The sequence below is a fragment of the Vibrio nigripulchritudo ATCC 27043 genome (genome assembly GCF_000222685.1).
Classification (GTDB): domain Bacteria; phylum Pseudomonadota; class Gammaproteobacteria; order Enterobacterales; family Vibrionaceae; genus Vibrio; species Vibrio nigripulchritudo.
In genome coordinates, this window is the sequence record NZ_AFWJ01000274.1 from 1 (window position 1) to 14149 (window position 14149).

General features: G+C 46.2%; 14 protein-coding genes. 5 read left to right on the forward strand and 9 right to left on the reverse strand.

Annotation, left to right across the window (positions count from 1 at the left end; genetic code table 11):
• The 5 genes from RH89_RS19940 to RH89_RS19960 all read left to right on the forward strand — a co-directional run.
• Positions 1-807: TolC family outer membrane protein (locus tag RH89_RS19940; protein ID WP_004405829.1), on the forward strand; the 807-nt coding region annotated here is incomplete at its 5' end.
• A gap of 11 nt (positions 808-818) precedes the next feature.
• Positions 819-1436: an OmpA family protein gene (locus tag RH89_RS19945; RefSeq protein ID WP_004405830.1), complete on the forward strand. Its 618-nt coding sequence runs from the start codon at positions 819-821 to the stop codon at positions 1434-1436.
• A 131-nt stretch (positions 1437-1567) separates the two neighbouring features.
• On the forward strand, positions 1568-1921 hold the full coding sequence (locus RH89_RS19950) for a DUF2750 domain-containing protein (RefSeq protein ID WP_004405831.1): 354 nt from the start codon (positions 1568-1570) through the stop codon (positions 1919-1921).
• A gap of 256 nt (positions 1922-2177) precedes the next feature.
• Positions 2178-3923, forward strand: coding sequence for a GGDEF domain-containing protein (locus RH89_RS19955; protein ID WP_038146808.1), 1746 nt, complete (start codon positions 2178-2180; stop codon positions 3921-3923).
• The gene (locus RH89_RS19960; protein ID WP_038146810.1) at positions 3911-4150 is read left to right on the forward strand and encodes a nucleotidyl cyclase domain-containing protein; all 240 of its coding nucleotides are present in this window, start codon (positions 3911-3913) and stop codon (positions 4148-4150) included. Before RH89_RS19955 ends, RH89_RS19960 begins: the two co-directional genes overlap by 13 nt.
• Here the strand turns inward: RH89_RS19960 and queC are convergent.
• The 9 genes from queC to RH89_RS20005 form a co-directional block, all read right to left on the reverse strand.
• Positions 4104-4805 carry a 7-cyano-7-deazaguanine synthase QueC gene (gene queC / locus RH89_RS19965; protein ID WP_004405832.1) on the reverse strand — a complete coding sequence of 234 codons (702 nt, stop codon included), beginning with the start codon at positions 4803-4805 and terminating at the stop codon, positions 4104-4106. The two genes, RH89_RS19960 and queC, sit on opposite strands and share 47 nt — an antisense overlap.
• A 14-nt stretch (positions 4806-4819) precedes the next feature.
• Positions 4820-5470 carry a 7-carboxy-7-deazaguanine synthase QueE gene (gene queE / locus RH89_RS19970; RefSeq protein WP_038143663.1) on the reverse strand — a complete coding sequence of 217 codons (651 nt, stop codon included), beginning with the start codon at positions 5468-5470 and terminating at the stop codon, positions 4820-4822.
• 255 nt (positions 5471-5725) lie between these two features.
• Complete coding sequence (locus RH89_RS19975) at positions 5726-7183, reverse strand: bifunctional NUDIX hydrolase/phosphatase PAP2 family protein (protein WP_004405834.1); 1458 nt, start codon at positions 7181-7183, stop codon at positions 5726-5728.
• Positions 7184-7227: 44 nt separating this feature from the next.
• On the reverse strand, positions 7228-7707 hold the full coding sequence (locus RH89_RS19980; protein WP_004405835.1) for a GNAT family N-acetyltransferase: 480 nt from the start codon (positions 7705-7707) through the stop codon (positions 7228-7230).
• Between the two features lie 148 nt (positions 7708-7855).
• On the reverse strand, positions 7856-9742 hold the full coding sequence (locus RH89_RS19985; RefSeq protein WP_004405836.1) for a propionyl-CoA synthetase: 1887 nt from the start codon (positions 9740-9742) through the stop codon (positions 7856-7858).
• 52 nt (positions 9743-9794) lie between these two features.
• On the reverse strand, positions 9795-11246 hold the full coding sequence (locus RH89_RS19990) for a bifunctional 2-methylcitrate dehydratase/aconitate hydratase (protein ID WP_004405837.1): 1452 nt from the start codon (positions 11244-11246) through the stop codon (positions 9795-9797).
• A 17-nt stretch (positions 11247-11263) separates the two neighbouring features.
• The gene (gene prpC, locus RH89_RS19995; protein WP_004405838.1) at positions 11264-12394 is read right to left on the reverse strand and encodes a bifunctional 2-methylcitrate synthase/citrate synthase; all 1131 of its coding nucleotides are present in this window, start codon (positions 12392-12394) and stop codon (positions 11264-11266) included.
• Positions 12395-12495: 101 nt separating this feature from the next.
• Positions 12496-13398 carry a methylisocitrate lyase gene (gene prpB, locus RH89_RS20000; protein ID WP_004405840.1) on the reverse strand — a complete coding sequence of 301 codons (903 nt, stop codon included), beginning with the start codon at positions 13396-13398 and terminating at the stop codon, positions 12496-12498.
• A complete protein-coding gene (locus RH89_RS20005; RefSeq protein WP_004405841.1) occupies positions 13395-14105 on the reverse strand; it encodes a GntR family transcriptional regulator in 711 nt (236 codons plus the stop codon). The genes prpB and RH89_RS20005 overlap by 4 nt, the downstream gene beginning before the upstream one ends.
• Between the last annotated feature and the right edge of the window lie 44 nt (positions 14106-14149).

Below are 14149 nucleotides of genomic sequence, written 5' to 3' on the forward strand. Positions count from 1 at the left end.
GCCGAGTCTGGTATTGGTTCTGTAGCGGATGTTTCTCAGGTTGAAGCGCGTATTGCTAAAGCACACGGCAACTTGCTCGCAGCACAGAACAATATCTTCGATGCACACACTCAGTTCACCCGCCTGGTAGGACAGACTCCGCAGGGTCTTATTTTCCCAAGAGCGGATGAAACGTCCATTCCACTGACCTTTGCAGAAGCATTGGATAATGCATACGGTGATCACCCTGTTATTCGCATTGCGGTAGCAGACGTTGAAGCCGCGCGTTTCCAGTATGACCAATCAAAAGGTGTGAACTACCCTACATTCTCTTTCGAGGCATCCGGCACATGGCGTGAAGATGCTGGGGGTGTACGTGGTCAGGCAGATGAAGCAACTGCAATGCTTCGTATGCGTTACAACCTGTATAACGGCGGTTCCGACAGTGCCAACTCTGAGCGCGCTGCCTACCAGTTAAATAAGTCAAAAGATCTCCGTGACAGAACTTTTCGCACCATTAAAGAAAGCCTCCAGCTTTCCTGGAGTGCGCTGGATCTGACCTTGCAACAAAAAGAATTCTTGGCAGACCACGTTGACTCCGCTGCGGAAACGGTTATTGCTTATGAAAAGCAATACCGAATTGGTAAACGTACTCTTCTTGATTTACTCAACACCGAGAACGAATTGTTTGAAGCCCGTAAAGCATACATTGATGCACACTATGCAGAGCAATTGGCTAAATATCGTGTCATGAATGCTTCCGGAAACCTGCTTGACTCTCTTCTGGTTGAAGTACCAGACGAGTGGAAAGAATCTGTAGAATATTAAGGTTGGAATGAATGAAGTATCTAGCAATAGCGTGTTCAGCTCTGCTTACACTATCTTGGCACGCTTCCGCCAATCAGAGCGATGACGAATACGATTATATTGACGTACCAAAGTCTGACCAAATTGCTGATTTAAGTGATGATGACTACGATGGCGTAGTGAACGCCCGTGACCTGTGTACTGGTACACCTCGTGGCGCTAGCGTAGACAATGATGGGTGTGAAACCTACATTGAGTCGGAAGATAAAAAGCAGCTAAAAGTCTTGTTTGCCAACGACTCAGACGAAATCACACCAGCCTTTATTACCCAGATTCGCACCATGGCTGAGTTTTTGGATGCTTACCCTGAAACTTCAATTGAGCTACAGGGATTTGCCAGTAAAACAGGTAACGCAGAACACAATTTGGATCTTTCTAAGCGCAGAGCGAAAGCCGTTCGTGAGGCTTTGATCAGCTATGGAGTGAGCCACACACGAATTAAAACCATCGGTTTTGGTGATTCGGTATTAGATGACTTGGGTGAAAGCCAGGTTAGCCATGCACTCAACCGCCGCGTAGTCGCGACTGTTGTGGGGTACAAAGGCTCAGTCATCAACGAGTGGAACATTTTTACTACTAAGAAAAAGTAAATTCAAACGCTCAGACCTCAAAGCCAGCCTCCATAGAGGCTGGCTTTTTTATTTCTGTCTTATTTACCGTGTAAAATCCCCTCTGAAATGCTACCCTTTGCCGCAATTATCACTTGTATTGGAAAATCCCGATGACAAAACTGACTTCAGATATCGAGTCTAACCTTAATCTGTTCATTGAAGAGACAAAACAAACCAAGCTGGTTTGGGGTCTGAAAAATGAAGATGGATGGCTGGCTTGTGATTCAACAGAGTTTGAAAACAGCGAAGTAATGCCATTCTGGTCATCTAAAGAAGATGCTGAACTTCATAACGTTGAAGAGTGGGCAGATTTTGAGGTACTGGAAATTCCACTCGATATTTTTGCTGAAGACTGGCTGCTTACTTTAGCAGAAGATGGTGTTTTAGTTGGTACAAACTGGAATGCCACCTTAGAAGGTAAGGAAATGGAACCTTCAGATTTGGCAAAATTGTACGTTAAATGACAATACAATTAAAATAAGTACTTCTGGCTCGGAAATTAATTTTCCGAGCTTTTTATTTTTCTGAAACTAATCTAGTTTCACAAAGTGAAACTGTATTTATATATATTCAAACCTATAATTTTCGGCTCACCTCAACTATTTGCCCATTCTTTTGCACAATTATCATTTTCTGTTTCAAAAGGTGACATTTGCACTACCACCATTATTCGATGAACGTAAAATGGCGCAGTCAATTTATACTCACTCGGGAGCATAAGTGAGAAAACTCACGCTACTTTCAAGCATCATCGCATTAGTCCTTTCCACCTCTTCATTTGCTTTTGATCGTGAAGCCTGGAACGCACTGTATTCTAAAAAACTTCAGAGTGATGAACATGCTGCACTTATGATGCTTCAAGAGCGTTATATCATCCTGCCCGACAACGCTGAAAAGCTTTATATATCAACACAAATTCACCGTTTTTATACACTTAGAAAACAGCCCTATTACAGTGAATTACCCGATACACCAACAAGTTATGATAAGTTTCAGCACACCTTAGTTGCCGCACTGAATGATGAAGTAAAGCACGACAATAAAGCGGCATATGCCAAGTATAAAAACCTCATTAACCAGACTAAAGTCACCCACGATTATCAAAGTCGCGCTCTAATTGAGTATCGCCTTTGTCTACTCCTTAGCCGCATGGGTGAGCATCATAGCGCCAAGTTTTATTGCTCTTCGATTTCTGCTCACCTTGAGCAATTAACGGACCCTTTTATTCCTTTGAGGGATGCCTATCGTCTGTTAGCCAACAACTATGCCCATTTGGGCGACTACAAAGTCGCGTTGGAAACGTATTTCAAAATCATTTCTAACTCCAAGGACTACCACGATAATTCAGGCAACTACAACGACATCGGCAATCTGCTATCTGATATGGGCAGGTACGAAGAATCGGAAACCTATTTACTCAAATCTCTGGAATTGCGCAGTGAACCAAACACCCTGCCACTTGCCCGAGCCCAGATCTTACATAGTTTAGGCAGCTTATACCTTAAAGCTAAGCAGCTAGACAAAGCCGAGCAACACTATCAAGAGTCTCTGCAAATCCTCAAAAAGCTGGATCACCAGTACGGCATGGCACTCACCTATATTGGTCTTGGGCAATTGAATACCGAACTGGGGCATCACGACCTCAGCAACGCCTACTTGCACCAAGCGATGGATATGGCTGAAGACCAAAACAATCTAGAGATGAAAATCAGCATTGCATTAAGCTTGGCGAATGAATATCTGACTCGTGAAGTGTATAACGTAGCCATTGAGTACGCTGAAACGGCAACTGAATTAGCCAAAATAGACGAACTGCCTAAATACGAAGCCGACTCACTACAACTGCTGTCGGAAATTCAGGAGACAACAGGTAACTACTCGCAAGCGTTAGAGAGTTACAAACGTTTTCATGAGTTGGAAATACAAAAGCGCGACCGAGAAAACCAAAATGCGTTTGAAGCGCTGGATTTAAGTAAAAGCAAGCTTGAAGAAGAACTGGAAAACTCAAAACTGGTGTTGAAAAACACAGAGCAGCAGCATCAGTTGGAGTCTTTAACTCAACGCGACCTAATGAACCGAATGTTTATGGTGGTGTTGTTTTTGATCATTGGCGGGATACTGTATGCAAACAAACGAACTCGTCAAACGGCGGAAAAGGACTCGTTAACACACACCTACAATCGACTAACGATTCTAGAAAAAATCCGCCGGCAACCGCAAAGTTCCTCTCCAGATTTAAAGCATGTACTAGTGCTATTCGATCTCGACCATTTCAAGGACATCAATGACAACTACGGTCACCCTACCGGAGACATCGCGCTAAAACATGTAGCAAAAACCATCTCGTCTCAGCTAGGTGAAAGAGACAGTATCGGTCGAATCGGTGGTGAAGAATTTATGGTGCTTCTTACCGATGTTCCCGAAGAACAAGTGTGGGTAAAAAGTAGAAAAAAATGCGGGATTTGATTGAGTCTAAAACCTTTATGTCGGAAGACCATCAGACTCTGAACTTAACCGCGAGCTTCTCTTACCTGTCTACATCAGAAAAGCTCAGCGACTTTGATGTGCTCTACTCAATTTTGGATCAGGCACTGTATCAGGCAAAACTCAATGGCAGAAACTGCATTGTTGATGCCTACACTGACCCTATTGATGCGATACGCCATTCTGCTTCGACACCAACGACTGCATAACACTGTCTTTGTTGTCGAGGTATTCATTTAAACCTGCTGCGCGCAAGTCGCAAGATGGACAATCTCCACAACCATCACCAATCACGCCGTTGTAGCAGGTTAAAGTATGTTGGCGAACCAGATCCAATGCGTCGTACCGATCTGCCAGTGCCCAGGTTTCCGCTTTGTTCAACCACATCAGAGGGGTTTTGATCTCAAGCGCTTTATCCATTCCAGACACTAAGGCTTTGTTCATCGCTTTCACAAACTCATCGCGGCAATCCGGGTAGCCTGAAAAATCGGTTTCGCACACTCCAGTGATCACTGTTTCAGCACCGATTTGATAAGCGTAAATACCGGCAAGAGTCAGGAATAAAATGTTACGCCCAGGAACAAAAGAGTTTGGCAAGCCATTCTCTTGTAATTCATGGGAAACAGGAATGTCGTCTCGCGTTAGTGAGCTGATAGCCAGTTCATTCAAAAGCCCGACATCCATGACTTTGTGCGCGGCAATTTTCAGATCTTTAGCAAGTTGCTCCGCCACTTCGATTTCAAGCTTATGACGCTGACCATAATCAAACGTAATTGCATGAACTTCATCAAAATTTTTGATCGCCTGAACCAGACACGTTGTCGAATCTTGTCCACCGCTGAATACTACGACTGCTTTTTTCATGATAAATCCTCGGTTTAAGCGATATTCAAATATTTATGAGTCTGAACAGACAGGCGCCAGTTACGAGCGATGCAGGTATCGATACAAAGCTTAGTTGCTCTTGGCTTCTGGCTGATTGGCTGCAACGCAATGGTGGTTTCATCCGACACATCGGCGCTGGCAATCAATTCATCTAGCTGATCGATGTCTTTCTGAGTACCAACCGGATGTTTGATCTCATTCGCTCTTTCAAGAGCAGAGACCAGCACTGGCAGCTTGCCTTTCATGGCAATTTTAGGGGAAACCGTCACCCAAGTGGAATCAGTGGCTTTAACTTCGAAGGTTCCGCTGGTTTCGATTTGGCATTGGCAGCCAATATCCTCAAATGCCTTTGTAAGTGCAACAAGGTCATAAACGCAGGGTTCGCCACCAGTGATGACGATGTTTTTGGCGGTATAGCCGTGTTTTTGATACTGCTCAACGATGTCGCCAGCAGAGACAAAACACCAGGTAGGAGAGTCTGCCGTTTTAATCATGATGTCGCCAATGGGGACCTGATCTTGTTCTTCTGCTTCCCAGGTTTGCTTGGTGTCACACCACGCACAACCGACTGGGCATTCTTGCAAACGGACAAATACAGATGGCACACCGGTGAAGGTGCCCTCCCCCTGAATGGTTTCAAACATTTCGTTGATTTTATACTGGCTATTCAACACGACAATACTTCTTTTTGATTGAGTTTTAATTACTAGTCTTGCAATGCCGACTAGACAAGCTGGTTAGGCAAATTTGCCCTTCTCATACAGCGAACTGCCGGATTATACGCACTTCTAACGAACATGCCAGCCTTTGTAAAAATACCGACCAACCGACAAAAAAATAGAGCCCAAATGGGCTCTATTTATAGGGTTTATAACGATTTCTGTTTATTTCTAGCCTAACTATTTCTTCTCTGTTTGATCTTTCCCTTCACGAAGTTGGGTAATCGCGAATATCAAAACCAATACTGGGTAGCGAGACGCCTCCAGTACCAAAGCGATGATTGAGCTGTAATTCAGAAATGTTTTCACAACACTGTAAAGTAAGTTGGCAAACATCAATATGAAAATGACGGTTACGATGTGTTTAACGCTGCGATGTCTGGATTCAACTTTTGGTTTAAGGAACGTAAACACAGAAGCAATTGCGATGGATGTGGCAAACCAATACGCAAAGTCCGGTCTTGGCCACAATGTACCCAAAACAGCGATAATGACTACGGCAACCCACCAAACGGAAGCACTACTTAGGATCTCACCAGTATGTACTTCGTCTTTTTTATCCAGTCTGTTGAAATGCCAAACTGCCATTCCCCCTAACGCCATCCCTGCCAGAACGTCGGTGAAGTACTGAGCACCCAGATAAACGGTCGATAAACCATGAAAAAGGACAAGCACCACAATCGTTGGCAAATAGCGCCTGACCATTTCAATTGGGTATTCACGGGTTGCATGCAGATAAAACAGCCCCAGTACAGTGACCATCAGTGCGCTCGTCATGCTCGGCATTCCAAAGCCAAAGGTGTCACCCAACATAAGCTCCGGCATAAAGGCATGAGGTCTCGCAAAACCAACACCGACTTGAGCAACCAGCGCTAACACCGCCACACTCACCACGGCGAACAAAAGCTCAGCGCCAAAGTAACGACCAAATACCATAAATGCTGCCGGAATCAGTACGATCAGCATCCAGGGGCTGGCAAGAATATCTCCAACGTAGAAGAAGGAATGAATGTACGGCAACAACGCAGGCGAAGCACTCAATACCCCCTCTTGCAGGGCTTTAATATAACGAATTTCTTTCTGATGAAACGGAATCGCAGCTTCTACAATGTCATCGATGTACGCCACTTTTTGTCTTGCGGCTTTTTCGGAATAGTATTGAAGTGCATCGATTTGAGACGGGTAACGGTAATTCGCCTTATTGACCTCTGCGATGTGTGCCAATACAACCTGTTTGGTTTCTATTCCGTAGTGAGGAGCAAACCATGCCGGAACAATATTGTGCCCACCTTCGTCTTTGTGGTTGAAAGCCACCACAGGGGAATCAGACACACAGTCATATAGCGCCGCGTTCCCTAAAACACCCAGTTTACCTATCGCTGTCACAACCAGCCCGGATTCTTCCCAGGCTTCTCGTTCAGCGGCTTTGGCTGGTTCTTCCCCTTCTTCAACATGACCTCCGGGAATGGAAAGCTGACCTGTGATAGCCTCGCGAACCATAACAATTTTTCCGTCATGGCTGGCAATTAAGCAAAGTGCCCCTTTGTACTTAGGTGGTGTTTCAGAGGAAGCATGGGTAAAGCTGGCGAAAAAAGATAAAACAAGCGCCAAATAAGAAAAGAGATGACGAGGTGTCACGATGAGCAATCCCTGTGATTAGTTTGAAAGATAGGTTAATTTTTTTAAGTCAGTGGCTTACGCATCCAATGAATATGATGATTCAAGCCCAGTTTGTTATAAAAGTTTAAAGCAGCTTCATTAAAGTGCCAGACCTCAACAAACATTTGCTTCACTCCACACTCTTTAAATGCCGTTTCGAGACGTTCGAATAGCATCTGAGCCACTCCGGTTTTTCTGTGTTCGGGAGTAACAAAGATTTCGTCAATACTGCCCATGGTTACAGGCTTCATGATTGACGACTGTAACTCACAAAAGTGACCAGAAACAAAGCCCACAAGCGATTGTTCGTCGTCCTCCGCCACATAAACAAAGCACTCAGGATCATCGATATACCGGGAAATACTTTTCTCTTGTTCAACCTCTTCCGGTGATTTGAATAAATCGGGGGTCTCACGATGATGGTAGTCGTGTAATTGGTACATGAATTTGTTGAGTGCTTCCAAGTCTTCAACTTGGGCAGCGCGAATGCGATAAGTGCTCATAAGTTTATGGAAATAAAGCGTATGTTTAGGGTCTGTTGACTTTGTAAGTATATACATAAGACACAACAAGGTGCAGTGCCAAAATGGAATTTCTTGTTTCACAGACACTAACAAATGAAAACGCGCCAATTGGCGCGTCTGTGTTGGGTTATTTTTTAGCTGGGTGAATCACCCTTTCCAGTTCGTTCAAACTGGTTGGGTCGTCAATCGTAGATGGCACGGTATACTGCTCTCCATCAGCGATTTGACGAATGACCCGCCTCAAAATTTTACCTGATCGGGTTTTGGGTAATCTGTCGACAACCAATGCGTTTTTGAAACACGCTACCGCCCCAATTTCCTCACGAACTTTACCAACGAGTTCGGTTTGAATATTCTCATCAGAAATGGCGACACCGTCTTTAAGCACCACAAACCCAAGTGGGGTTTGCCCTTTCAAATCATCGTGTACTCCAACTACGGCACATTCCGCCACAGCGGGATGCCCGCCAACCACTTCTTCCATCTCACCGGTAGACAGGCGATGACCTGCAACATTAATTACGTCATCCACTCTGCCCATAATGAAAAGATAACCGTCTTCGTCTAGGTAACCTCCATCACCGGATACATAATAGCCTTCAAACTGCGACAGATAGCCACTTTCAAACCTGTCGTGATTTCGCCAAATAGTTGGTAAGCAACTGGGAGGCAGTGGGCGTTTTATCGCAACATACCCTTGTTGGTTGGGCGCTTTCTGGTTACCAAGCTCATCCAAAATCGACACTTGATACCCCGGCATAGGTTTGGTCGCACTGCCGGGTTTCACCTTTAGCATTTCTATACCAGTTGGATTACCCGCAATCGCCCAACCTGTTTCAGTCTGCCACCAATGGTCAATCACTGGTTTCAAAGTGCAATTCTCTACCCAAGCTTGCGTCGGAGGATCAAGCCTTTCACCTGCCATAAATATGCTTTGAAGCTTGCTTAAGTCGTAAAGCTTAACGTGGTTGCCGTCCGGATCTTCTTTCTTAATCGCACGAAATGCCGTTGGTGCAGAAAACAAAACGTTCACTTGGTACTCTTCACACACTCGCCAGAACGCACCGGGATCAGGCGTTTTGATAGGCTTTCCTTCAAATAAAACCGTTGTACAACCGTGAATTAAAGGGGCGTACACAATGTAAGAATGACCAACAACCCAACCCACGTCTGACGCTGCCCAGAACACACCGTCTTGGCTCAGGTTATACACGCAAGACATAGAATACTTCATCGCAACCGCATGACCGCCATTGTCCCGAACAACACCTTTGGGTTTTCCCGTTGTTCCTGAGGTATAGAGGATATAAAGCGGATCGGTCGATTTTAGTGATACGCAATCGGTATTTGGCGCACTCGCTTGCTCACTTTGCCATTCCCTATCTCTTTCATGGGTGAGACTAGCTACACATTCCGGACGCTGATACACAATCACCGACGAGGGCTTCCAGCGGCTATCCATAATGGCTTTATCAACGATGGGTTTGTACGCCAGTACTTTGTTCACTTCAATGCCACAAGATGCCGTCAGCACTACTCTCGGTTCAGCGTCTTCAATTCTTACCGCCAGTTCGTTTGGGGCGAATCCACCAAACACCACCGAATGAATGGCACCAATTCTGGCGCAAGCCAACATTGCCATCGCGGCTTGGGGGATCATTGGCATGTAAATCACCACCCGATCGCCCTTGCCTACTCCATGTTTAACCAACATGCCTGCAACATGCGACACCTCTTTATGAAGTTCACTGTAGGTGTACGCCTGTTTGGTTTTGGTGACCGGAGAGTCATAGAACAATGCTATTTTATCGCCATTTCCCTGCTCAATGTGGTAATCCAGTGCCAGCCAACAGGTGTTGATTTCACCGTCGGCAAACCAGCGGTCGATTCCGTGTTCATCTTTGCTAAGGATTTGATCAGGGAATCGAAACCAATCGAGATTTTGCGCTTGTTTCTTCCAAAACGCTTCGGGTTCATTACACGCAAATTGGTATTCTTTTTCGTAGGTAGACATCCGTTCTTCCTCCGAGAAGAAATGTGGGGTCTCTATTGACCCCACATTTCGGTTAGTTAATGGCAAACAAGCTCATGAATTCATGTACGGGCATGCTTTCGAGTGCTTGTTGGTCTTTACATAGGTCAAAGATTTGCTGCGAACGACCTGCCGGGAAACGAGTTTGCAGGTTGCGTAGGAACTTCTGCTCCAATACTGGAATCCCTTCTTCGCGGCGTCGGCGGTGACCAATTGGGTATTCAATTTCTATCTTGTCGGTGGACGAACCGTCTTCAAAAAACACCTGAATCGCATTAGCGATAGAACGCTTGTCCGACTCCAGATATTCACGGCTGTAACGAGAGTCTTCGATGATCATCATTTTCTCACGCAGCGCATCAATACGGGGGTCGCCATGATGGAAACTGTCTTCGTAATGTTCTGCAACCAAGTCGCCGTAAAGCAGTGGCACCGCAATCATGTATTGTAAACAGTGGTCACGGTCAGCTGGATTCGCTAAGTTGCCTGATTTAGAAATAATGCGAATCGCAGACTCATGCGTGGTCACCTCAATTCTCGCAATCTGATCCACTTTGTCTTTGACTTCGTTGTGAAGTGCTACGGCACATTCCACCGCAGTTTGAGAATGGAATTCTGCGGGGAATGAAATCTTGAACAGAACATTTTCCATCACGTAGCTGCTGAATGGCTGGCTGACTTTGAACGATTCGCCATTGAACAGCACATCGTAATAACCCCACTTAGGCGCAGTTAAGACAGAAGGTAGACCCATTTCGCCTTTCATGGTGATCATCGCAAGGCGAACAGCGCGAGAAGTCGCGTCACCCGCTGCCCAAGATTTTCGGGAGCCAGCATTCGGTGCGTGACGATAAGTACGAAGCGCACAACCGTCTACCCAAGCCTGAGAAACTGCATCAATGATTTGATCTTTGCTGCCACCCAGCATTTTGGTTACCACTGCCGTTGAGGCAACGCGTACCAATAGAACATGGTCCAAGCCCACCCGGTTGTAGGAATTTTCAAGAGCCAGCACACCCTGAATTTCATGTGCTTTGATCATCGCAGTAAGCACATCTTTCATGGTCAACGGTGCTTTACCTTCCGCCACTGCGCTTCGGCTCAGATAATCTGCTGTAGCCAAAATACCGCCAAGGTTATCTGATGGATGCCCCCATTCTGCTGCCAGCCAAGTATCGTTAAAATCTAACCAGCGGATGATGCAGCCGATATTGAACGCAGCAGTGATTGGATCGAGTTCATGAGATGTGCCTGGTACTCGAGCACCGTGCCTAACCGTAGTGCCCGGAACAATCGGACCGAGGTGCTTGGTACATTCTGGGAAACGAAGCGCCAGCAAACCACATCCCAAAGTATCCATCAGACAGTTTCGCGCCGTGTTGTACGCCTCTTCGGATTGAATGTCGGTGTTACTCACGTATTCTGCAATTTCCACCAGCAGATCATCGGGTGCTGGGCGTTCGTTAATCTCTACGTTTTGTGTCATTTCTTCTTCCTTAAATTCTATTGACGCTGGTCGATTGGCAGCCAATCTTGATGTTCTGGACCGGTGTAATCGGCACTTGGGCGAATGATTCGGTTGTTCTCCCGCTGTTCAAAAACATGGGCACACCAACCTGTCAGGCGGCTCATGACAAAAATTGGGGTAAACAATTTGGTGGGAATGTCCATAAAGTGGTAAGCAGAAGCGTGGAAGAAATCGGCATTACAAAACAGATCTTTTTCGCGTTTCATTACCGACTCAACCCGTTCGCTCACCGCATAGAGGTGAGTATCGCCAACGGCTTCTGACAGTTTTTTCGACCACGCTTTGATCAGCGCATTACGTGGGTCGCTCTCGCGATAGATGGCATGACCGAAACCCATGATTTTCTCTTTACGCTCCAGCATTCCGAGAATTTCTCGTTCTGCCTCTTCAGGGGTTTGCCAGTTTTCGATCATCGCCATAGCAGCTTCATTTGCGCCACCATGTAATGGACCGCGCAAAGTGCCAATCGCACCCGTCACGCAGGAATGAATGTCCGACAAAGTCGATGCACATACCCTTGCGGTAAAGGTTGAGGCATTAAACTCGTGCTCGGCATACAGAATAAGAGAACAGTGCATCACCTGCTTGTGCAGGTCAGACGCAGGTTCATCGGTCAGCATTTTGAGAAAGTAGCCGCCGATACTGTCTTCTGAGCGATCTTCGGTATCAATTCTTATTCCATCGTGAGAATAGCGATACCAGTAACAAATAATGGCTGGGAAAAGCGCCAGCATTCTTTCGGTCGCAGAAAGCTGGTCGTCAAAAGTGTTTTCGGTTTCGAGGTTCCCTAACACGGAGCACCCCGTCCTCATGACATCCATGGGATGCGCTTCAGCAGGCAAAAGCTCCAGCGCTTTTTTTAGTGGTTCTGGTAAGCCACGCAATAAACGGAGTAACTCCTTATACTCGCTAAGCTCTTGCCGATTCGGCAGCTTTCCGCGCAACAGCAAATACGCGACTTCTTCAAACTCCGCATGGTTGGCAAGATCGGTAATGTCGTACCCGCGGTAGGTTAAGCCTGTTCCGCTTTTTCCTACGGTACACAGTGCAGTAGAACCCGCACTCTGCCCCCGCAGCCCTGCGCCGCCAAGTGGTTTATCTGTCATGACAGACTCCTTGTCATTGTGGCTTTTGCCCAATCCTTATATTTTTTGGTTGATTGGTGCGCCAGCCGCTTCACGTTATTGGATTTGAGTGGGTCGAAACCCTATTTTTCTGCGAACAGCTCGTCTAGCTTGTCCTCATAGTCGTGGTAATTTAGGTGTTGATATAGCTCTTTTCGGGTTTGCATTTGGTCAACCAATGCTTCTTGATTGCCTTCATTTAATAGATGGGAATAGACCATTTCTGCTGCTTTATTCATGGCACGGAAAGCGCTGAGAGGGTAAAGCACCATGTCCACTGAATGCTCTGCCAGTTCCTGCCCACCAAAAAGCGGGGTTTGACCAAACTCCGTAATGTTGGCCAGGATGGGGATAGACTTCCCAAAGTGACGTCGTAACGCATCTGAAAGCACCCGATATTGGTCTAGCTCGACGAATGCTTCTGGGAACAACATATCGGCACCCGATTCCACATAAGCAATGCAACGCTCAATTGCACTGTCCATTCCTTCTACTGCGAGTGCATCGGTTCTTGCCATAAGAACAAAGTCAGAATCGGTTTTGGCATCTACTGCAGCTTTGATGCGATCAGTCATTTCATCCGTGGTCACAATGGCTTTGTTTGGTCGGTGACCGCATCGCTTTTGAGCAACCTGATCTTCCATGTGTACTGCTGCCGCGCCTGCTTTCTCCATCGACTTGATGGTGCGCGCAATATTGAATGCGCCACCAAATCCGGTATCGATATCCACCAACAAAGGTAAATCGCACGCATTAGTGACGCGCTCCACATCCACCAGCACATCGTTAAGTGTGGTGATGCCAAGATCAGGCAAACCATAGGAAGCATTAGCAATGCCACCGCCAGACAAATAGATCGCCTGATGCCCGGTATTTTTCGCCATCATGGCGCAATACGCATTGATGGTGCCGACAATTTGCAGTGGGTGATGGTTTTCGACTGCTAAGCGAAACTTCTTTCCTGGTGAGATTTTCTCTGCCGTCATGCTTCACTCTCCTGTTGAATTTGTTGTTCGATAAGCTGGCGGCTGCATGAAATGTGTCTTCTCATCAGCATTTCCGCTAACTCTTCGTCTCGGTTTTGAATGGCTTTGAGTATGAATTTATGTTCTTCCAGCGCTTGCTCGGGGCGAGAATGAGAGCGTGGAGACTGATATCGGTACATCCGAAGCAGGTGATACAGCTCATCGCAAAGTAAGGTGACAAGCTTGCTGTTTCGGCTGGCTTTAATAATCCGGTAATGGAAGTCGAAATCGCCATGCTGGTGGAAGTAAGAAGACCCCTCTACCTGTTCGATGTGATCGGAATGTGTCGACAATAACTGACTCAAACCTTCGATTTCTTCGTCAGTGATGTATCTCGCCGCTAATCGCGCCGCCATACCTTCTAAGGCTTCACGCACGGCATAGAGCTCCGACAAATGAGTAAGGGAGATGTGAATAACACGAGCTCCAACATGAGGAATTCGCTCTATCAAACCCAAGCCTTCCAATCTCATAATGGCTTCACGCAACGGTCCTCGGCTCACATTAAAGCGCTTTGCCAGTTCGGGTTCCGAGATTTTGCTGCCGGGCGCAATCTGCCCTTCAACAATCGCTTCGACCAAGCTGCTGGTGAGGTTTTCTGATTTGGTGGCTTCTTTTTCTGGTGCTGCTATCGACATTTCAATCTCAACATTGTCAACAATCTGCATATTTAGATCAAAATTTAGCCACCAAAAGCTATTTAATCAAGTGG